We start from the raw sequence: 21,743 nt of genomic DNA, 5'->3' as shown, positions 1-21,743 counted from the left end.
AGCTGGCGGCCGGTGCCTAGGATTCGCGGCATGATGCGTGCCCGCGTACTGGTGATCCTGGTACTGGCCGCCACCACGGTGGCGGGCTGTTCGCTGCCGTTCGGCGACAAGACGAAGACCCGGGTCACCCTGTCGGTGAGCGGCGACGCCGACCATTCGACGGTGGAGACGATCCTGCGCAACCGGGTCACCGGGGCGGGGATGCCGAAGCCAGGGTTCGCCTGGACGGCGGAGGGACTGGTCATGACCGTCCCCGGCGATCGGCACGAGGTGGACTTCGCCCAGCTCACCGCGCCGGGCGTACTGGAGTTCCGCAAGGTCGTCGTCCGGACGCCGGCCAGCCAGGACTGCGGCAAGCAGCCGAAGGCCAGCCCGCCCGGCGAGTCGATGATCGCGTGCGACGCCGACGGCGTGGGGTACGGCCTCGACGTCGCCAAGGTCGTCCACTCCGATGTGGCCTCGGCGACCTACCAACGGGATCAGACCGGGCAGCAGACCGTTCTGATCAAGTTCACCGGCAGCGGCCAGGCCAAGTTCACCGATCTCAGCCGCGAGGCGGTCGGGAACTCGGGCTGGCCGGCGTGCGCGCAGGACGCCCTCGGCGGCAGCGGTAACTGCCTGGTCGCGATCGTGCTGGACAACAAGGTGATCTCCGCGCCCGAGATCATCTCGGTGCTGACCGGCGACGCCGTGATCAGCGGCTCCTTCACCGAGGCGGAGGCCGAACGGCTGGCGTCGGTCATCAGCGCACCCCAGCTGCCGGTCGATCTGACCGTCGCCGCGGTGACTGTCACGCAGTGACGCGGGCGATATCGCCAGTCGGCTGTGGCTCGGTGGCCGCTTCCCGGCCTGTGTCGGGGGTGGACTCGCGGCGGCGGTTGGCCACGCGGCGGACGTAGAGGAGGGCGGCGAGCGCCACGAGCAGGGGCCAGGCTAGGTAGAGCCCGGTCGTCAGGCTGAGGCCGAGGACGGTCACCAGTGCGACGACGGCCGTCCACCAGACGCCCGTACGCCGCGGCAGCAACCGGAGCGCCGCCGCCGCGCCGACGGCGTACACGGCGACGAAGCAGCCCGTCGTCGCGAGCACCAGCGGCGCCGTGCCGACACCGGTCGCGGCGACGATACCGAATCCGCCCAGCCCGAGCGCGATCGTCACGAACAGGCTGCGGCGGGGCACCTCGCCCGACTGACTGCCCCGGGCCAGCCATGCCGGGAGTGCCCCGTCACGGCCGAGCGCGGCGCCGAGCTTCGCCGATCCGGCGGTGTACGTGTTCATGACGCCGAGGGTCAGCAACACCGCGACGACGGCCGCCGCGGCCTTGGCCGGTCCGCCGAACCCGACGGCCAGCAGCGCGGACAGGGGAGCCTCGTTCGCGCCCGCCGCCGCGCCCAGAACCAGCACCACGGTCGCGGCGATCAGGAGGTAGACGCCGCCGACGATGACGATCGCGGCCGCCGTCGCGCGGGGGAGTGCCCGCGCCGGGTTACGGAACTCGGCCGCCAGGTGCGTCACCGCCTCCCAGCCAGCGAAACTCCAGACGAGCAGGGCGGCCGCGGGGAACACGGCGAACCAGCCGTGCGGCGCGAACGGCGTCAGGTTGCTCAGCTTGGCGTGCGGCAGCGCGGCGATGGCCGTCACGAGCAGCAGGGTCAGCAACACCCCGGCGAGGATCAGCTGCATCCGGCCGGAGACGCGTACGCCGAAGTAGTTGGCCAGGCCGACGACGGCGAACAGGCCGACGGCGGTGGCGTACACGGTGACGCGGCCACCGCCGAAGGCGGCTTCGACGTAGCCGCCGGTGAACAGAGCGGCGGCGGGCGCGCCGGCCGGGGTGGCGGCGTAGAACCACCAGCCGACCAGGGCGGCTGCCCGAGGGCCGAACGCGCGGCGGGCGTACGTGGAGACTCCGCCGCTGTCCGGATGACGCGCGCCGAGCGCGGCGAACGTGGCGGCCAGCGGGATCGATGCCAGCACCAGGCCGAGCCAGGCCAGCAGCGACGCGGGCCCGGCGACCCGGGCGGCGAGGGCGGGCAGGGCGATGACTCCGGTGCCGAGCACGGCGCCGACGTAGAGGGCGATTCCCTGGACGGTGGACAGGTGGCCGGTCGGGGTCGCCGCCGGGGCCGCCTTGGTTTCGGTGAGCGTCACCCGCACAGCCTCGCGCCCGCTGGTCAGGCCGGACCAGTGACAGGAATGCCATAGTGCGATAGATTTCTGCCATGGGCAAACCGCACGTCGTCGCGGTGGCCGTCACCGACCACGCGCCGATCTTCGAACTGGCAATCCTCTGCGAGGTCTTCGGCATCGCCCGGCCCGACCTGGCCGACCCCTGGTACGACTTCCGGCTGTGCGCGGCGCATCCGGGGCCGATCCGCACGGCGCAGGGCCTGGTGGTGCAGACGCCATATGGGCTGGACGACCTGGTCGCGGCCGACACCGTGATCGCCGCCGCGATGCACCGGCCGTTCCAGGTGACGCCGCCGCCGTCGCTGGTGACCGCCCTGCAGGAGGCGTACGCGCGGGGCGCCCGGCTCGCCGGGATCTGCAGCGGGGCGTACGCGCTGGCCGAGGCTGGCCTGCTCGACGACCGCCCGGCGACCACGCACTGGATGTACGCCGAGGAGTTCGGCGTCCGGTATCCGGCGGTGAAACTCGACCCGGACGTGCTCTACGTCGACGACGGCCAGATCCTGACCTCGGCGGGCACCGGGGCCGGCATCGACCTCTGCCTGCACATGGTCGCCACCGACTTCGGGGCCACGGTGGCGAACACGGTGGCCCGCCGGATGGTCGTGCCGCCGCATCGGGACGGCGGTCAGGCGCAATACGTCCAGGCGACGCGCTCGGTCCCGCCGGGGGAGGCGAGCCTCGGGCCGGTGCTGGACTGGGCCCGGGAACACCTCGCCGACCCGCTGACCGTGGCCGACCTGGCCGAACGCGCCCGGCTCGGGCAGCGTACGTTCGTGCGGCGGTTCGCCGAGACGACCGGCACCAGCCCGTTGCGCTGGCTCACCATCGAACGCGTACGCCTCGCCCAGCAGTTGCTGGAGACGACGGACCAGCCCGTCGAGCGGATCGCCGGCGCGGTCGGCTTCGGCACGGCGGCCAACCTGCGCCAGCACTTCAGTCGCGCGACCAGCGTCTCGCCGCAGACCTACCGCAAGGTCTTCCGCAGCCGCGTTTGATCATCGCGCCGGCCATGCTGGTTCGGCGGACATTTCGCCGCGAGAAGGCGCATGGCCGGCGCGATGATCAGTGCTTGTGTACCGTCTCCGACGCGGGCAGCCGGGGCGTCGCCTCCGGTTCCGTCTCGTCCGCCGGTACGCCGACGCGCACGGCGAGGTACGGCCAGCCGAGGTAGGACAGCGTCCGGCGCAGGATCTGACGGCCCGCCGGAACCTCGACCGGTTCGCTGATCGGCATGATCCCGAGGCCGAGGCGGACGGCGGTCAACCACAGCGCCGACAGTGCCTCGCCACCGCGCAGCCAGCCGAGCGGATTGTCCTCGTCGCCGTAGAGCAACCCGTAGGACGCCGACTTGTCGTGGTTGTCGCCGATCTGGAGGCTCCCCGAACCGGAGAACTCCCGACTCGGGACGTTGGTCTGCGGCGGCCGGGAGGGGATGACCTCGTCGGGGAGGCCGAGTTGGCTGCGCTCGCCGCCGGTCCACTCGGACAGCTCGTTCTGGATCGTCGGGTCGGCGGCGTCGATCTCCGCCGCGTGGGCGGTCGCGCTCGCCAGGTCGTCGACCTGTTCGACGTGCAGCAGCTGGAGCCGGGCGCCTTCGGCGTACGCCGCCGCGGCGAGGGCCTGCAGGGCGTCGGAGGGCACCGGGCGGTTCGCGACCGGCCGCCGGTCGGTATGCCGATGCCCGATCGTTCGGAGCAGCTGCTCGGCCTCGGCCGTGATCGGGATCGCGCCCGCCAGCCGGATGCGGGCCAGCAGGTCGCCGTCGCCGTCGGGGAAGCGGTCGACCTCGGCCTGCCAGCCCCAGCCGGCCAACGCCAGCCGGGCGTGGTGCAGGGAGGTGCCGCAGCTGATCGTCAGCATGCGGCCTTCCGGATCGGTCGCGGTGAGCTGGCGGGAGCGTTCGGCGTACAGCTCCAGGCGGTCGCCGTCGACCTCCCAGCGCCATGGCTGGGAATTGTGGATCGAGGGCGCGGCCGAGGCGGTCTCGGCGGCATGGGCCAGGATGTCGGGAACGGGCGCGTCGGTGTTCGTGTTGGCGGCCATGGGGTGATTGTTTCCCGGATCGGCGCGGACCACGCGTCGTTTGCGGGCAATCGGAGACCGCGCCCGGTGGCGGAGAAGATTCCGGACAGGCCGATCGGCCGGCATCTCAGGCGCTCACCCCCATAAGCGCCGAGGCCGACCGATCGGTCTTGACGAGCGGCGCCAACCTCCCCCGTTGACGGTAGGCATCCACCCATCCCCTATATGCGCTGTGCCCGGCGCTCACGTGATCAGCGGGACCTGCTGATCCAGGCGTCCGCACCCGATAGGTGCTGCGAGCGATATGCGCTTGTGCCTACGACCATAACCGCAGGTCACGCCGGTTGTCCACACCCTGCGAACACAAAACATTACTGATAGTGATTTACGCTGGGGGCGAGCTGCAAAACGCCTCAACGGCCTCACCTGTCACAGGGGCTGAGTAGGCTCGATCACGTGGAGCCTTTCTCGGTCCAGGTCACCGTGCGCGGCTATGAGCTGGACACCCAGGGACACCTCAACCAAGCCGTCTATCTGCAATACGGCGAGCACGCCCGGTGGGAGTGCCTGCGGGCGGCCGGGCTGTCCCAGGACCGGCTGATCGCCAGCGGAGTCGGGCCGGTCGCCCTGGAGGTCACCGTGCGATACCTGCGGGAGCTGCGGGGCGGCGACGTGGTCGACGTCACCTGCGAGTTCGAGTGGGGTGCGGGAAAGACCTTCCGTATCCGGCAGGATCTGCGCCGGCCCGACGGCACGCCGGTGGCGGAGCTGACCGGGGTCGGCGGACTGCTCGACCTGACCGCGCGTCGGCTGGTCACCGACCCGGCGGGGCGGTTCCGCGCCCTCGCGACGAAGCCCGAGCTGATGGGTCTGTAGCGGCGCGGGCGTCACCGGTGGGTGATGCGAAACCCTACCAACCGGAGTACTCTCAGCGCTGCGACGCCCGTTCCGGATGTGTTCCCCCGTGCGCACCCGGCCGGGCGTCGCTTACTGCCTCGATCACCGCCCAATCTGTTCAGTGAACGCGCTGAACAGATTGCGAAAAGGTTGCGGCCGGGATAGCGAAAGGGTGACGAGCCCTCCCGCGCGCTCGCGCGTCCGGTAGAAATAGCCTCATGGCAGATCGGAACGCGAACATCCTGCTGTCCACTGAGGACCTAGTGGCGGCGGTCAAGACGTTCGCTTCGGCGCACGGCGGAGGCAAAGCCGCCGTGGAGTACCTCGGCAAACGTGGCGCACTGGTCATCGTGACCGGTGCCGACGGCGAGGAGACGCAGCTGCCGACGACCAGCATCGAGGTCGCCCGCGACGCCTGCGGCCAGGCGGGCGTCGCCGTGGACAACGGGTGGGACAACGAACTGACGGACCTGATCCGGCCCAGCAACGACCTCTGGCGGTCGCGCGGCCGCAGCATGTCCCGCTGACCTCGCCAGCAGACCCCCCGAAGCGCCGTCCCGCCGGGCCGCCCGCCCCAGACTTCCCACTGGATCAGGGTTCCAGGTCGAATCAGGCGTCATGATTCGACCCAGAACCCTGATCCAGCGCGCAAAGCAGCCAGCGCGCAAAAAGCGAAGCGGTCAGGTGGGGAGGGTTACGCGGCGGGTGATCCCGATCGACTCCAGGAACGGCTCGTCGTGGCTGGCCACGACGAGCGCCCCGCGATAGGCCTCCAACGCCTGCGACAGCTGCCGGACGCTGGTCAAGTCGAGATTGTTCGTCGGCTCGTCCAGCAACAACAGTTGCGGTGCCGGTTCGGCCAGCAGCAGCGCAGCCAGCGTCGCGCGGAAGCGCTCGCCGCCGGAGAGCGTACCGGCGACCTGGTCGGCTCGCGTTCCCCGGAACAGGAATCGGGCCAGCCGCGACCGGATCTGATTCGGCGTGGCGTCCGGCGCCACCCGGGCGACGTTCTCCACGATGGTCAGCCGATCGTCGAGCAGGTCGAGTCGCTGCGGCAGGTAGCGCAACGGAACCGCGGCGTCCACCGAACCTTCGGCGGGAGCCAGTTCGCCCGTCACCGTCCGGAGCAATGTGGACTTCCCGGCGCCGTTCGCGCCCACCAATCCGATGCGCTCCGGTCCGCGTACCAGTAGATCCACCTGATGACCCACGTGCGCGAGCCGGGCGTGGACCGTCAGCACGGTGCGACCGGCCGGCACCTCGGTGGCCGGGAGATCGACGCGGATGGTGTCGTCCTCGCGGACCGCCTCCTCCGCCTCGACCAGGCGCTCTCGCGCCTGCTCCAGCTTCTCCTGGTGCATGGTCTTGTGCTTGCCCGCGGACACCTGCGCCGCGCGCTTGCGGTTGCCCATCACGATCTTCGGCTCGCGCTTGGTGTCGTTCATCTTCTGGCCGTAGCGAACGCGCCGGTCGAGCTTCGTCCGGGCGTCGATCAGCTCCCGGCGCTGCCGCCGGACGTCCGCCTCGGCCACCCGGACCAGGCGTTCGGCCGTCTCCTGCTCGGCCTCGACGGCGGCCTCGTAGTCGCTGAAGCCGCCGCCGAAGAATCGGATCTCGCCGTCGCGCAGCTCGGCGATCTGGTCCACCAGCTCCAGCAGGGCCCGATCGTGGCTGACCACGAGCAGGACTCCCGGCCACGCCGCGACGGCTTCATACAGTCTGGTACGCGCAGCGCGGTCCAGGTTGTTGGTCGGCTCGTCGAGCAGCAGCACCTCGGGTCGCCGGACCAGTTGGGCGGCGAGCCCGAGCAGGATCGCCTCCCCGCCGGAGACCTGGCCGATGCGCCGGTCGAGGTCGACGTGGGTCAGCCCGAGCCGGTCGAGCACCGCGCGCGCCCGTTCGTCGACGTCCCAGTCGTCGCCGACGGCGGTGAAGTGCGCCACGTCGGTCTCGCCGCGCTCGATCGCCTGCAACGCCCGCCGGGTATCGGCGATGCCGAGCAGCTCGTCCACCGGCATCTGGGTGTCGAGGGTCAGATCCTGCCGCAGGTAGCCGAGGCTGCCCGCGGTGTGCACGGTGCCCGAAGCCGGCCGCAGCACGCCGGCGATCAGGCGCAGCAAGGTCGACTTGCCGGAGCCGTTGAGCCCGACGAGCCCGGTACGCCCCGGGCCGACGGTGAACGAGAGGGAGTCGAAGACACGGTCGCCGTCGGGCCAGGCGAATCCGAGATCTTGTACGACAAGGGAACTAGACACAGGGCGACTCCACAGTGGTCGATCCGGCGGGGGATGCGGAGAGACACCACGGGATGGGCCAGGCGGAGAAAAGGCCGGCTCACAAGGGCGGGCGATCTGGATCGGCGCACGACTCGACGTCGTGGTGTCTCGATCTCAGATCAGCACTGATCGCGCTCCTCGGGACGGCAGTAGAACCTGATCATTGTAGCCTGTCGCCGAGCCGGACGACCAGGGGTTTCCGGGAGGTGTGCGGTAGCGCACTCCGGGGCGGTACCAGCGGATTCAAGGTTTGTTCAATCGCGGTGCAAGGCGCCCCTGCCACGCTGGCGGCGCTTCATCCAAGGCCCGCCTCCGCCGCATCGGATGTGCAGGTGGAGATCATTTACGAGGGAGAATGTGACATGTACAGGCAAGGCCGGGACCGCTGGCGATTGAGCGATGTGGATCTGGGTGGGGACCGGGCGCAGCTGCGGCAGGAGGCGTTGGCCGAACTGGCCGAAGCCGGGGGCCGTGACTACCGAACGCCGGTCGTGAAGGAGGAGGCCGACGCCAGTGGTCTGGTCCGGGTGGCGGTGGATCAGGCCGGCCAGGTCGTCGACGTCCACATCAGCTCGGACTGGTGCGATCGGCTCGGCTCGAGCGGACTAGGCCCAGCCCTGCTGGCGGCCCGGAAGAACGCGGCAGCCGCGATGGCGCGCGCCCACGGCCTCGCCGCGCTGGCGGAACGCGAACGCGTGGCAGCCCCCGGCCCCGATCCCGACGGCGAGTGGCGACCGGTGCCGTACGCCGAACCACTGAGCATCGAGCAGGTGTGGCAGCGGCTGTCGGACAACGAAGACCGGCGCTACCGCCGGCAGAAGGCGGCCCGAGCCGCCGCGGAGGCACGCCCACGGTCGGTCGGCGGCCCGCTGGGACTGCTGAGCGGCCAGTGCGCGGGCCACACCCTGGTGAGCGTCACCGCCGATGCGATGCGAGCACCGCGAGCCGACACCGAACAGCTGCGCCACCTGGCGCTGGAGCTGTTCCGGCAGGCCGAGCGGCGCGAAGAGGAGGCCGCCCGATGACCAGCCCGGCGACCACTGAGGTTGTCACCGACAATCTCCGACTGGAGGCCGACAAGTGGCGGGACCTGTCCGATGAGATGGCGGCCGTCGACTCGAACCCCGTCGGTAACGACGGGCTGAAGCTCGGCCTCAGCGCGTTCTTCATCGGGCCGACCGAGCTCGTCGCCACGGCACTGCATTCTTCGGCCTACAACGGTTTCTACGCGGAGGTCCAGGATCTGATCCGCGGCGCCAAGGAGGAGTGGCTGCAACTCGGGGAGGCGTTGGATCGGATGGCCGACGAGTTCGACCGGACCGATCAGACGGCGGAGGCCGACCTCGAGGCCGTCTACACCGAACCGGCGACGAACGGCGCGCAGGGTCCGCCGCCCACGGGACAGGCAGGAGGACAGCAGAGTGACTAGTCCAGGTGAGCCCAGCGGCGATCCGACGCAGCACACGAGCGCAGTCGAGACCGCCGTCCGGCAGATCGAGGAGACCGCCGACCAACTGGTGGAAGACTTCGACTCGCTGATCCAGCAGTTCGCCGACAACGTGGTGTGGCTTACCCCTGTCATCGGCGCGACCGCGGTGTGGCTGCTCCAGGAAACGCTGCAGGAGATCCGGGTCGAACTCGACGCGGTGCTGGACATCGCGGGGGAGGTGCTGGCGCACTACACCCCGGTGATCTCCTTGATCAATATCAGCTTCCACTGGCTGACCGCCGTCAAACAGCCCGTCTCCGGCATGGTCCCCATGATCCAGCAGTACGCGACCGAGAACCTCGCCTACTGGGAGGGTGGCACCGCCAATCACTACAAACAGCAGGTCCTGCCCCCACAGGTCGGCGCGGCCGGGGAGCTGGCGGCCAAGGCCGGTTTCATCAGTGAATGGCTGTACGCCATCGCGCAGGCCAACGTGGAGTACGCCGCCAAGTTCTCCGAGGTGATCAGCGCGATCGCGGGGGACGTCGCGCAGGCGGCCGTCAAGGCGGGCACCGTCATCGACATACCGTTCGCGATCTCGGATCTGGCCTCGATCGTGAAGACGCTGGTGCAGTCGGGGATGGACAACTTGGCCGGGATCGGTACGCGGATCGTGGAAGCCGGCGAGAACGTGCGCCAGATCGTGTCCGACCGGGTGGACGAGAGCAAGTTTCCCGGTGGGGCCTGGCCGCAGGCCGTCCAGGACTGAACGCGTCAGCTTCCTCAGGTCGGTTCCTGGCCGTCCCGTGGCGACTTGCTCAATGCGACGGACCACGGGCGGCGGCCGTACCGCCGATAGCACCACAAGCCCAGGATCAGCCCGCCGACGGCGACCGGCAGGTACGCCCACCACTGGGCCGCCCAGGGCGACGGTGCGATGGCGGGACCGTCGAGCCGCCCGTGTTCGAGCAGGTCACGTGCCCAATCGCCGCAGCCGTGCCCGGCGACCGCGAGGGGGAGTCGCTGCGCTCGGCCGGGCGTGAGAAGGACGGCTTGGCAGGAGTCGGTGGCGACGTCGGTGGTGGTCAGGAACGGCGCACCGTCGCGCCAGGCGACCAGACTGGGCCAGCCGGTGAACCGGGCGGCCTCGTCGGAGATCCGCCGGTCGGCGAGGTCCAGCCGCTGGAGGTGGAAGGTCTGGTTGCCGCAGTACATCCACCAGCCGCACTGTTCACCGTACGCCAGGTAGACGAAGGAGCCGTCCGGGCTGAACGCGGCTGGCCCGGCCAGCGTTTGCCGGTCGTTGATCGGCAGGTCCACCTGCAACGCGCCGGTGGCCACGTCGACGACGACGAAGCGATAGTCCTTTCCCGCCTTGCCCAGGACCATGGCGATCCGGCGGCCGTCCGGCGAGAACGACGCTCGCCAAGCGGCATCGGTGTCGGCGGTGAGGAGCGTACGCAGCTTTCCGGTCGCGACGTCGACCAGGACGATGTCGTCGGCATGCGAGGGGTCGTTGAGCTGCTCGTTGTTCGGCCCGTAGGTGATGACACCGTCGTCACGGTCGATCACCGCGACCGCAGTGCGACTGTCCGGAGCCCAGACCGGCGTCAGGTTCAGCGCCCAGATCGGCTCCGACACCATGCGGACCTTGCCGGACGTGAGGTCCAGCAGGTTCTGCCGGAGCAGGTAGCGCCCGTCGGGGGAGAGGCTGCCGGCGTCCTGACCGGGATTGAGGTAGATCAGGCGATACGAGTCGTCTCGCCCGACCAGCACGACGGCGGTTTCGAAGTTGAGGCTGTGCCCGGTGGTGAAGGCGAGCTTGACCGGCCCGTTCGGGTCGGCGTCGAAGGTCTGCTGCCACAGGTACGGCTCGGCCACCGACCTCGGCAGCACGTCCGGTCCGCCGCCGGCGAACCCGGTGTCGGTGTGGCCGCGTACGGGGAGCCAGGCCAGGCCCGCGAGCACGAGCAGGCAGAGGATGCTCGCGACGACCCGCCGGCGTCGCCGGGTACGCCGTCCGCGTCGCCACAGGTCGTCCGGCAGGCGTACGCCGGGAGCCGTGCCCGCGGCGTCGTGGAGCGCCTGCGTCAGCCGGGTCGTCATCGGGCCACCTCCTGCAGCTCGGCCAGGTCGGGGGCGAGGACGCGCAGCCGGGCGAGGGCGTCGCGGGTCTGACTTTTGACGGTGCCGACGCCGACGCCGAGAACCGTGGCGGCCTGGGTCTCGGTGAGGTCTTCGAAGTAGCGCAGCACGAGCACCGCCCGCTGCTTCGGGGTGAGTTTGGCCAGGGCCTGCTGGACGGCGACGGTCAGGGCGACGTCGGGGAGCGGCCCGGCGGTGTCGGGCAACCGGTCGACCGGTACGGCTTCCCGCCGCCACCGCCGCCACCAGGACACGTGCTGGTGATAGAGGACCCGCCGCACGTACGCGTCCGGGTCGCCGCCGGCGACGATCCGCTCCCAGCGTGACGCCACCTGGACCAGGGTCTGCTGCACGAGATCCTCGGCGAGATGGGCGTCGCCGGTGAGCAGGTACGCCGACCGCGACAGCGCCGCGACGCGCGCGTGCACGTAGTCGCGGAACGACTGCTCGGGACCGGGTGGCATGACGGGCACACTACGAACACGCTCGGAGCACCCTGTATGGAGGGGACGTCGGAGCGATGACGTGATGCGGCCGGCGCACTCCCCTCGAGGTACGCCGGCCGCGGTCGGTGGATCGCCCTCGTCACCTGATCGGAGGCGGCGGAACGTCTGAGCGTTCCTCGACCCGGCGGTACTCGACCGGCTCCTCGGCCACCGTCGTCCGGGACCGGCGGTTGCTCCAGAAGATGGTCGTGATGACCAGGCCCAGGGCGCCGGCCGCCATGAGGATCCAGCCGACGGCGTCGAGATCTATTCCGGCGATTCTGACATCCAGCGCGAAGGTCAGAATCGCGCCTACGGCGAGCAGGAAGATGCTGGCACCGATACCCACGACGCACTCCTCTCTTGCGAACGGCCCCCGTGCTGGCCGACCGGTACCCAGTCGGGCGGACCTTGACACCTGACCGGTTCGACCCCGCCGTCTGATCCGGTTCGACTTCACTGTCTGATCCGGGAAGACGGCCGTCTGTTTCGAGAGAGCGGCCGCCTGTTTCCGGAGAGTAGTCATGACAGAGAGTGGTCCGAACGTCGCGTTCTGCTGTCTCTCATCCGACACGGAGCTGGCTCCCAGCGACGCGCCGATGATCTGATCCGCCGAAGGCATACACATGCCTCACTGAATTGACCGGCCTCAGTGGACTGTCCTGTCTGGCCGGCGGGCGATCGGACGGGTCGACAATGGGGATGGGGAGCAGATCCCGGCTGGCCAGTGCCATCCGGGCGGCGCTGGCACTGGTGTTGGTGACTCCGGTGGCGGTGGTGGTGACCGGTGCGCCCGCGCACGCGGATCCACCCGCCTGGGAGACGGGCCTCCGGCAGGTCGTGACCGACACGGCCGGCTGGGCGAACGGATTGAGCAAGGTAGGGCAGCTGGCACAGCCGCTGCCCATGCTCGGCGTCAGCGCGGGATCTCTCGTGGACGCCGATCACCTGGTGCAGTCCGCTTCGGACGGGCTGACCGCGTACGGGCTGACCAACAGCGACCGCGATCTCGGCGGCGGCGTCCGGCTGACGAGCACCGTCACCGAGACCAACGGGGTTCACGAACTCGATCTCCAGCTCTCCGCCAAGCGCGAGGTCACCGGGAAGGACTTCGCGGCCGCGGGGATCACCGCCGGGCAGGCCGTCACCGTCACCGGCTGGGCCACGCTGCGGCTCAAAGCCCGCTCCGACGGGACGACCACCTATCTGGTCCGCGACGCCGACGCGCCGCGGCTGGACATCGACGCCGTCGCCCACTTCCGGCCCGATCTGGACAAGGCGACGGCGTCCGTGGGCATCCTGGAGGTCGCGCTCCAGCCGGGCACGACGCTCTCTGCCTCGGCACACCTACTGGTACGCGTGAACGACCCGAACGGCGACGGCAAGCTCGCCTTCGGCACGGGCGGTGAACTCAGCTCTCCCGGTTCGCTGACCGGTCTGGTCACGGCGGCGTTGGACGGCGCCGGCGGCGGCAAGATCTCCGACGACGCGACGGAGGCCGGACCGGGCTCGATCAACGCCACGATCAAACTCGGAGCGGCCGCGAGCGGCGCACCGGTCGGGCTGCCGACCCTCGACGCGACCGTCACGGTCGCCTGGCCGGACGTCAGCACCGGGCAGCCGACCGTCGGCACGTCCGGGCTGGACGGCACGATCGCCAAGTTCAAGAACATGAGTCCGCTCGACCTGGCGGCCGGACTGGCCCAGCTCGCCACGTTCCTGTCGGGCGTGCAGGGCAGCAAGGCGGCGGGCAACCTCAACCTGCCGTTCCTGCGCGGCACGTACGCCGACGCGGTGGCCGTCAACGAGAAGGTCACGGCGTTCCTGAAGAAGCACACGTATCCCAAGCCGGAAGACCCCGACTTCGTCCCGGGCACCGACGATCCGGCCAAGGCGGGCCAGCCTCGGTTCACCTCGTTGCAGCAACTGCTGAAGCTGCTGTCGGACGAGGGACTGCTCGGCTCGACGCCGATGTCGTTCGCCGGGGACAAGCTCGCCTTCTCGCTTGCGTTGGCGCGTACGCCGGGCTCGGCGGTCGCGCTGGACCCGGGTGCGGCGAGCGTCTCGGGCAAGGGCGCGACGTTCACCCCCAGCGGCTTCTCGGTGCCCACCAACCGGTTCACGCCGGGTGCGTTGAAGGGCCAGCGGGTGGTGGCCGGCACCTCCGCCGGCACCGTGGCGGACAACACGGCGACCACGGTGACCCTGACGGGCGAATGGATCGGCGGCCGCCCCGGCGACGACAGCAGCTGGGTCATCAGCAGCTCCGACCCGCACATCGGGGCCGTGCAGCTCGGCGACTCCTTCACCCAGACACTGGACGACGGCAAGAAGACCAGTCTGCGTACGGCGAACGCACAGGCGAGCCTGGCCCAGGTCAAGCCGGCCTACACCGCCGCGATCACGCTGGTCCTCGATCTGCGGGACAACGTCGGCGACGCCACCGCGAACGCCGACCGGGTGTTGCTGCGGACGGACCCGAACACCCCGCTGTTCACCGCCGACTTCCCGATCACCTCGGCGATCGACTTCTACACGAAGGTCGGCTTCCTCAAGGTACGCGTGAACGGCTCGCTGGCCGTGGGCAAGGCCGCGGCCGCGCCCGCCATGCTGAGCGTGAAGTTCAAGCAGGCCCAGGATCTCAGCCTGGGCGCGCTGTTCCAGAAGTTGCAGACCGACCCGGCGAGCCTGCTCGACGTCACGTCGTCCGTGCGGACGACCGGATCGGTGCGGCTGACCGTCCCGGGCGACACCGGGATCCTCGGCGAGGGCATCAGCGCCACCTTCAGCCAGACCGCCGGCGGCGACCCGGTGATCAACGCGACCAACCTCGACGGGCTCTACTCGCTGGACTTCAACGCCGACGACCCGAACGCCCTGTTCGCCACGGTCGTCGAGGCGATCAAGCTGATCAACCAGGCGCTCGCGGCGGCCAACGGCGGCAGCGGCATCATGGACCAGAAGATCCCGCTGCTCGGCAAGTCGCCCCGCGAGATGATGGGCAGCGACGAGAGCGGCGTCGGCACCTCGGTCAGCTACACCGCGGAGAACTCGAACTTCCTGCTGAAGGACGAGAGCCGGGATGCGAACTCCGCGTTCCCGCAACGGCTCAAGGACCGGACCGTCGTCATCGGGACGAAGGCGTACCGGATCCTCGACGTCGTCGACGACCAGACCCTGCGGATCGCCGCGGCCGGGTCGGCGACGCCGGAGGCCGGTGCGGCGTACGCCGTCCGCCCGGAACTGGCCGAGGCGGTCGACCGGCTGTTGGCGAACCCGCCGGAGACGCTGCAGGACGCGCTGGACATGGTCAACAAGACCATCGGCGAGGGCAGCGGCCTGAGCTTCGCCCTCGACCAGCGCGAAGGCGGCCCGTACCTGCGGATCGGGCTGGACTGGAAGCGCAAGTTCCACACCGGCGCGCCACTCACCTTCGCCTGGTCCGGTGCGGGCGACCTGGTCAGCCTCGACTCGTCGGGCACGGTGGCGCTGGACGTCACCGGCGAGGCGAGCCTCGGCCTGCTGCTGCCGTTGTCGCTGGACGCGGCCCCGCTGCTCGACCACTCCTCGCACGCCGGGGTGACCGTCTCGGTCGCCGCCAACCAGGTCGCGCTGGCCGCCCGCGTCGGGCCGCTCGCGCTCGAACTCGGCAAGCCGGGCGACTACGCGAGCGTCCAGGGCAACCTGAAGGTGGGCCTGGGCACCGGCGGCGACGAGGACAAGCCGGTGCTGGACGGGTTCCTGGGGCTCAGCCCGGAGCTGACCACCGACGGCGTGGACTGCGGCAACGGCGTCGGCGGCGCGAACATCGCCCTGTGCGCCCGGGCGCCGATCTTCCTCAACGACTGCGACCCGCCGGCCGGCAGCAACGTGCTGTCGCTGACGGCGACCAAGGACTTCGACCTGACCCCGCAGCTGCCCGACCTCGGGCCCTGCCTCCAAAGCCTGGTGCTCAAGCTGACCGACTTCAACGTCGGCATCGACGGCTACCTCGCCAAGCTGGAGGAGGCGCTGCGGCTGGCCAGCTTCGACGGCAAACTGCCCTTGGTCGGTGACGACCTCCAGCAGGGTCAGCGGTTCATCCATCAACTGCGCGAGGACATCAAGGCCGCCATCGGCCCGGTGCTCGCCAACGCCCCGGCCAACAGCGACGGGCTGGACACCGCGTTGACCGCGGCGATGCAGCAACTCGATCCGGCGCTCGCCGTCGACGTCGCCTGCCGTCAGGGCGTGGCCGAGCCGTGCTCGCTCGCCGAAGTCCAGTCGGTACGCATCCAGCTGACCACGCAACGCGGCAGCCCGTCCGCTGTGGACGGCTGTACCGGACCTGACTGCCTGGGCACCGACGTCCCGCTCGACCTGGGCGTACCGGGGCTGGCGCTGAAGGCGAAGAAGGGCGACACCGGCGGCGTGCACGTGGCGCTCGGCTGGAAGCTGCACCTCGACCTGGTCCTCGACCGAACCGAGGGTTTCTACGTGGCCACCCACTCCGGCGGCGATCTGTCGCCGGAACTGCAGATCGGCGCCAAGTTCGACGCGGACGACCTGGAGGCGCAGCTGGCCTTCATCCAGGTGCTCGCCGAGAAGAAGTCGACGGCGCCGCTGGCGAGCGCGTACTTCGCGATCGACCTGAAGGGCTCCGCGGGCGAGGAGAGCTGCTTCGCGGCAAGCCCGTGCACCGCCGACCCGAACGCCAAGCTGACCCTGTCCGAGCTGGGCGACCTCGGCTCGCTGATGAAGACCAACCTCACCGCGACGATCGCCATCGACTGGCAGCTGACCGCCAAGGTCGATCCGAGCACGGAGGTCGGCTCGGCCTTGCCGGGTATCAGCGCCCGGTTCAAGCTGGGCTGGGGGATCAGCAACCACACCGGCGAACTGGTGCCCGGCAACCTGAACATCGAGTTCTCCGACATCGCCATCGACGCGGGCGCGTTCTTCAGCAAGATCCTGAAGCCGGTCCTGGACAAGGTGAAGTCCGTGACCGGGCCGCTCCAGCCGGTCATCGACACCCTGTACGCGCCGATCCCGGTCCTGTCCGACCTCTCGAAGGCGGCCGGCGGCCCGGACATCACCCTGATCTGGCTGGCGAAGACGTTCAGCACCCTCAACGGCGGCCCGAACCTCGACTTCGTGGACACCGTCCGGGCCGTGATCGACTTCATCAACCACATTCCGGACTGCACGGCCAGCTGCAAGATCCCGATCGGCGCGTTCTTCGTCAACCCGGCGAAGGCGCTGACCACCCTCGCCTCCCCGGCGTCGGCGGCGAGCCTGATCGACAACCCGCAGCCGGTCAGCGCACAGGAGGTCAAGTCCAAGGTCGACGGCGCGTCCAACGGTGCCAAGCTGTTCGACGCCCCGGCCGGGCAGAAGAGCAACGCGGCGAAGATCGGCTTCACCTTCCCGATCTTCGACAACCCCGGGTCGCTGTTCGGCCTGCTGCTGGGCCAGGACGTGGAGCTGGTCGGGTTCGACTCCGGCCCGCTGGAGCTGGGCTTCTCCTGGCGCCAGTCGTTCGGCCCGGTGTACGCCCCGCCGCCGGTGATGATCACGCTGTCCGGCAGCGCCTCGGTGACCGCCCGGTTCATGGCCGGACTGGACACCAAGGGCATCCGCCACGCGATCGAGGCGGCGACCGACGGCACTGCGATCAATGCCGTGAGCCTGCTCGACGGGTTGTACTTCAAGACGACCGATGCCAACGGCGTCACCGTTCCCGTCGTGACGCTCCGCGGCGAGATCGCGGCCGGGGCCGAGGTCACCTTGCTGATCGTGAAGGCCGGCATCGAGGGCGGCGTACGCCTGACGGTCGGGTTCGCCTGGAACGACCCGGACAACGACGGGAAGTTCCGCCTCAGCGAGTTCCTGCAGGCCCTGCTGACGAACCCGATCTGCCTGTTCACCACCAGCGGCCAGCTGTCGGTGTTCCTGCGGGTCTACATCACCATCGACCTGTTCCTGTTCTCCAAGACGTGGAGCTTCACACTGGTCAACGCGGTTCTGCTCGACTTCCGGGCACAACCCGACTGTTCACCGCCGCCGCCCGAACTGGGCGGGGTCACCGGGGACACCCTGGTGGTCTTCGCGGGCAAGTTCGGCAAGTCCGCTGAGCGTGGGCACGCGGCCTGGGACAACACCGCCGGCACCTACCCCGGTGACGTGGTCAAGGTGTACGCGCTGCACTACGCCGATGCCAACGAGCCGGGCGGCAGCGACGACTTCGACGGGTTCGCGGTCGAGGCGCTGGGGCGTACGCAGCAGTTCCTGGACCCGAACCTGAAGCGGGTGGTCGTCGACGGCCGGGGCTACTCGGTCAGCGACGCCGACAAGACCGCGATGTCGGTGATCTTCCTCGGTGACGGCGACCCGTCCGGCAACGGCACGGCGTCTCCGTTCGACAAGACCGCCGTCGTGTTCGGTTCGGACGGCAAGGACCAGATCCGCACCGGCACCGGACCGGCGTACGTGGACGGCGGCCCCGGCGACGACACCATCGTCACCGCCGAGGCGCCCGGCGCGACCGCCTGGGTCGCCGGTGGTCCCGGCAACGACGCCATCACCACGGGCGACGGCACCGGCACGGTCGCCGGGGACAACGGCCTCGGCTACACCACCCAGAACGTGAGCGCCGGCGGCAAGAACCTCACCGGCGTCGTGAACTGGGCCAGCCTGACCCCGCCCGCGGAAGACCCGGACGGCGGGTCGGGTGTGGACACGGTGACGGTCGGCCACGGCGGCAACACCGTCTACGGCAACGGCGGCGACGACACACTCGCAGCGATGGTCGACGACACCAAGACCAACGGGACGAACGTCATGGTCGGCGGGGCCGGTTCCGACAGCGTCAACGGCGGCAACGGTCCTGACAAGATCTACACGTACGCCCAAGGCGTGCCGTCCGACCCGGACGCCGACGGCGTGGGCGACAGCGGCCTGACGAACATGGTGGACACCGGCGGCGGTCAGGACGAGGTCTACGGCAGCGCGGGCGTCGACCTGGTCGTCTCCCACTCCGCCAACGGCCAGACCGGTTCCATCAAGGGTTACGGCGCGAACGACGTGCTGATCGGCGGCTACGGCACCGACCAGATCTTCGGCGGCCCCGGCGACGACTACCTCATCGCCGAGCCCTCCGACGTCGGCGCACCGGACGGCACCGACGGCTACGGGCCGTTCCGCCCGGTCAGCCACCACCCGCTGCCCGCCGGTACGCAGTCGCAGACCAAGCTGCTCGTCGGCGGCCTGGGCAGCGACCACATCATCGGCGGCGACGGCGGCGCGACGATCTTCGGCGACAAGCACCTGACCGCCGAGGCGTGCGCCGACAGCGCCACCTTCGCCCAGCCGGTTCCGGCCGTGCAGGGTTCGGCCGACCTGATCCTGGGTGGGGCCGGAGCCGATGTGGTGACGGCCGGCGGCGGTGACGACCGCACAGACCTCGGCAGCGGAGCCGACCGCGCCTGCGGCCAGCTCGGCGACGACATCCTCGCCCTCGGCGGGGACGACGACAAGGCGTGGGGCGGCGACGGCGTCGACCAGATCTTCGGCGACGCCGGGCTCGACACCGTCTACGGCAACGCCGGCAACGACGGTCTCTACGGCGGCGGCGACGTCGACACCGTGGAGGGCGACGACGGCGGTGACCAGATCTACGGCGGCGACGGCGCGGACGTCCTCTACGGCGGAAGCCGGGCCGCCGGTGAGACCGACCAGGGCACCGACTACGTCTACGGCGAGGAGGGCGCGGACCAGATCGTCGGCGACAACGGCACGCCGGCCGACGGCGGCTCCGGGGCGTACCCGTTGGATCTGAACGGGACCACCCCGACCGCCGGAGCGGGCGACGTGCTGCACGGCGGCGCGCAGGACGACCGGATCTACGGCGGCCTGGGCGACGACCTGATCACCGGCGACGGCGACTCCGACGTCATCGAGGGCAACAACGGCGCGGACACGGTCAGCGGCGGTGACGGCGACGACCAGATCATCGGCGGCTCCTCGCAAGAGGCGTCGCCCGGTGTGGGCCGGCCCGACGGCTCCGACCGGCTGATCGGCGACGCCGACGACGACCTGATCGCCGGGGACAACGCCAGGTTCACCGACGGCACGCCCGCCCGGATCGTGGCCGGCCGAGCGGTTCCGCAGCGCGCCATCGTGCTGCTGGACCTCGGCCTGACCCCGGCCGCCGGGACGAGCGCCGGCGACTACCTCGCCGGGCTCGGCTCCGACGACGTCCTGCTCGGGCAGGGCGGGGCGGACCGCGTGCTGGGCGGCGCGGGCGCGGACTACGCCGAGGGCGGGCCGGGCAGCGACTGGGTCGAGGGCGACCTCGGCGACGACGATCTGGTCGGTGGTTCCTCCACCGTGGACAACGCGGTCAGCGGAACCGGTCAGCCGGACGCGGCGGACGCCCTCTTCGGCGGGCCGAACTCCGACGTGATCCTCGGCGACAACGGCGCGATCCTGCGCCCGCTGGCCGGGGAAGCGGCGTCGGCGGTGACCGGCCGGCTCAACGCCGACGGGTCGGCGTACCTGCCGAGGATCATCTCGCTGCTCGACCGGGGCAACGCCGATCCGGTACGCCACGGCGGTGACCGGATCAGCGGCGGCGACGGCGCCGACCTCGCGTACGGCCAGGACGGCGACGACGCGATCACCGGTGACGGCGACGCCGACTACCTCGAGGGCAACGGCGGCACCGACACCTTGCGGGGCGACCTCCCGCTCGGAGCGGCTGGGCACAGCACGGTGACTCCGTTGCCGGCGCAGCCGTGGCCGGGTGCGGCCGGTGCGGCCGGAGACCTCGTAGGCACCGGTACGCCCGACGGCCAGGACGACCTGATCGGCGGTAGTTCGGCGGCCGGCTTCCGGGACGGGGCCGACGTGGTCGAGGGCGACGGCGGCGACGACGTGGTCCTCGGCGACAACGGGTCGCTGATCCGGACGGTGCTCAACGGCAAGGAGAAGGTGTACGCCGAGCGCTACGCGACCGGCTCCGACCTGACCAACGCCACCGTGGTGCGTACGCACGACCCGGCGTTGCCCGGCCCGTCCACCCGGTTCTGCACCACCGCCCAGCCGACCTGTGAGCCGAACGGCGCCTGGGGTGCCGACCAGCTCTACGGCGACGGCGGAAACGACGGGATCTGGGGCCAGGACGGCGACGACACCGTCTGGGGCGGCTCCGGCGACGACGACCTGTTCGGCGAGCTGGGCTCGGACACGATCTACGGCGAGGCCGGTGAGGACGCCATCGTCGGCGACCGCGGTGGCCTGATGAACCAGTACCTCAACGCCGACGACGTGGCTGCGCTCGGCTTCACCATGACGCTGTCCAGTGTTCCGCAGGAGACGTTCACCGGCTTCCGCCTCGGCGCGTACGACCGGCGGGCGGACCTGCGGCACGACACCGATGGCGACGTCTGGATCGGGTCGCCGACGGACCCGGCGATGCCGCACAACGGGCTGACCGAAGGCGGCTTCGACCTGATCCGCGGTGGTTCGGGCAACGACGACATCCACGGCGGCTGGGGCGACGACGTCATCAACGGCGACAGCGGCGGCGACGACATCTTCGGCGCGGCGGGCTCGGACGTCCTCTGGGGCGGCAAGGGTTGCGACCCGACCCTCGACGCGGCGACGCCCGACTGCCTCGTCAACGGGGTGTTCACCGCCTCGTCCCGGGGCACGAACGACCGCTTCGTGGACCACGTCTTCGGCGGCTCCGGGGAGAGCGACGACGAGGGCTTCGGCTCCGACGTGCTCGACGTCAAGCCGCGCGGCGTGGTCGCGGACTGCCAGCCCGGCCGGTGGCCGACCGACGTCAACGGCATCACCCGGGACCCGTGCCTGTGGTTCCAGATGACCGACATGGCCGACGCGTCGGACGCCGACAACCAGCACCACCAGGGCACCGACTGGATCTACGGCGGCTGGGACCGGGACGTCCTGGAAGCGGACGTGGCGCAGAACGGGCCGAACGCCGGCGACCGGCTGTTCGACTGGAACGGCGCCTACAACCTCTACCTCCACTGCAATGCGTCCTACGGCGGCTACAACGACATCCGCCAGCACAGCCCGGCCATGCAGGACTTCCTGACCAGGCTCGCCTGGGCGTCCGGCGCCGGGCGTACGGCGGCCGACGTGGGCACGGCGGGCACCTCCGCCTTCGGCGAACTCGCCTTCACCTACGTCGGCGACACCGGTGGGCACGGCGCGGGGAAGGCGTACCCGGGCACGCCCGGCCACTTCTCCGACCCGGTCTCCTGCACCGACTGACCCTCACGGCCGGTGGG

The 21,743-nt window shown here is 70.5% G+C and carries 14 protein-coding genes; 8 read left to right on the top strand and 6 right to left on the bottom strand.

Annotation, left to right across the window (positions count from 1 at the left end; all coding sequences use genetic code 11):
* Positions 1 to 30: 30 nt before the first annotated feature.
* Positions 31 to 801, top strand: a complete 771-nt coding sequence (locus tag HDA40_RS06175; RefSeq protein ID WP_253752847.1) for a SecDF P1 head subdomain-containing protein — start codon at positions 31 to 33, stop codon at positions 799 to 801.
* Here the strand turns inward: HDA40_RS06175 and HDA40_RS06170 are convergent.
* Positions 791 to 2,149 carry an APC family permease gene (locus HDA40_RS06170; RefSeq protein ID WP_253752846.1) on the bottom strand — a complete coding sequence of 453 codons (1,359 nt, stop codon included), beginning with the start codon at positions 2,147 to 2,149 and terminating at the stop codon, positions 791 to 793. The genes HDA40_RS06175 and HDA40_RS06170 overlap by 11 nt on opposite strands.
* A gap of 71 nt (positions 2,150 to 2,220) precedes the next feature.
* Between HDA40_RS06170 and HDA40_RS06165 the strand changes: the two genes are divergently transcribed.
* Complete coding sequence (locus HDA40_RS06165) at positions 2,221 to 3,186, top strand: helix-turn-helix domain-containing protein (protein WP_253752845.1); 966 nt, start codon at positions 2,221 to 2,223, stop codon at positions 3,184 to 3,186.
* A 67-nt stretch (positions 3,187 to 3,253) separates the two neighbouring features.
* Here HDA40_RS06165 and HDA40_RS06160 read toward each other — a convergent pair whose 3' ends face one another.
* Complete coding sequence (locus HDA40_RS06160; protein WP_253752843.1) at positions 3,254 to 4,234, bottom strand: Acg family FMN-binding oxidoreductase; 981 nt, start codon at positions 4,232 to 4,234, stop codon at positions 3,254 to 3,256.
* A 435-nt stretch (positions 4,235 to 4,669) separates the two neighbouring features.
* On the opposite strand from HDA40_RS06160, the gene HDA40_RS06155 reads away from it, so the two are divergent.
* Positions 4,670 to 5,089 carry an acyl-CoA thioesterase gene (locus tag HDA40_RS06155; RefSeq protein ID WP_253752841.1) on the top strand — a complete coding sequence of 140 codons (420 nt, stop codon included), beginning with the start codon at positions 4,670 to 4,672 and terminating at the stop codon, positions 5,087 to 5,089.
* A 239-nt stretch (positions 5,090 to 5,328) separates the two neighbouring features.
* The gene (locus HDA40_RS06150; RefSeq protein ID WP_253752839.1) at positions 5,329 to 5,637 is read left to right on the top strand and encodes a hypothetical protein; all 309 of its coding nucleotides are present in this window, start codon (positions 5,329 to 5,331) and stop codon (positions 5,635 to 5,637) included.
* Positions 5,638 to 5,790: 153 nt separating this feature from the next.
* Here HDA40_RS06150 and HDA40_RS06145 read toward each other — a convergent pair whose 3' ends face one another.
* Entirely contained in the window at positions 5,791 to 7,365 is a 1,575-nt protein-coding gene (locus HDA40_RS06145) for an ABC-F family ATP-binding cassette domain-containing protein (RefSeq protein WP_253752837.1), read from the bottom strand.
* Between the two features lie 383 nt (positions 7,366 to 7,748).
* On the opposite strand from HDA40_RS06145, the gene HDA40_RS06140 reads away from it, so the two are divergent.
* Genes HDA40_RS06140 through HDA40_RS06130 form a run of 3 tightly spaced genes read left to right on the top strand, consistent with a single transcriptional unit; the run spans position 7,749 to position 9,584 of the window.
* Entirely contained in the window at positions 7,749 to 8,411 is a 663-nt protein-coding gene (locus HDA40_RS06140; protein WP_253752835.1) for a hypothetical protein, read from the top strand.
* Entirely contained in the window at positions 8,408 to 8,815 is a 408-nt protein-coding gene (locus HDA40_RS06135; protein ID WP_253752833.1) for a hypothetical protein, read from the top strand. The genes HDA40_RS06140 and HDA40_RS06135 overlap by 4 nt, the downstream gene beginning before the upstream one ends.
* Entirely contained in the window at positions 8,808 to 9,584 is a 777-nt protein-coding gene (locus HDA40_RS06130) for a hypothetical protein (RefSeq protein WP_253752832.1), read from the top strand. Before HDA40_RS06135 ends, HDA40_RS06130 begins: the two co-directional genes overlap by 8 nt.
* 14 nt (positions 9,585 to 9,598) lie before the next feature.
* Here the strand turns inward: HDA40_RS06130 and HDA40_RS06125 are convergent, their stop codons facing one another.
* The 3 genes from HDA40_RS06125 to HDA40_RS06115 all read right to left on the bottom strand — a co-directional run bounded on the left by HDA40_RS06125 (position 9,599) and on the right by HDA40_RS06115 (position 11,794).
* Complete coding sequence (locus tag HDA40_RS06125) at positions 9,599 to 10,921, bottom strand: TolB family protein (protein WP_253752831.1); 1,323 nt, start codon at positions 10,919 to 10,921, stop codon at positions 9,599 to 9,601.
* Entirely contained in the window at positions 10,918 to 11,424 is a 507-nt protein-coding gene (locus HDA40_RS06120; protein ID WP_253752830.1) for a SigE family RNA polymerase sigma factor, read from the bottom strand. The genes HDA40_RS06125 and HDA40_RS06120 overlap by 4 nt, the downstream gene beginning before the upstream one ends.
* Positions 11,425 to 11,545: 121 nt before the next feature.
* Entirely contained in the window at positions 11,546 to 11,794 is a 249-nt protein-coding gene (locus HDA40_RS06115; protein ID WP_253763575.1) for a DUF6458 family protein, read from the bottom strand.
* A gap of 353 nt (positions 11,795 to 12,147) precedes the next feature.
* Here HDA40_RS06115 and HDA40_RS06110 point away from each other — a divergent pair, with 353 nt between their 5' ends.
* Positions 12,148 to 21,726, top strand: a complete 9,579-nt coding sequence (locus HDA40_RS06110) for a calcium-binding protein (protein WP_253763963.1) — start codon at positions 12,148 to 12,150, stop codon at positions 21,724 to 21,726.
* Positions 21,727 to 21,743 lie beyond the last annotated feature (17 nt).

This window comes from Hamadaea flava (assembly GCF_024172085.1).
GTDB lineage: Bacteria > Actinomycetota > Actinomycetes > Mycobacteriales > Micromonosporaceae > Hamadaea > Hamadaea flava.
Note: the sequence above shows the minus strand (reverse complement) of the source record. Positions and strands in the feature narration are given on the sequence as shown.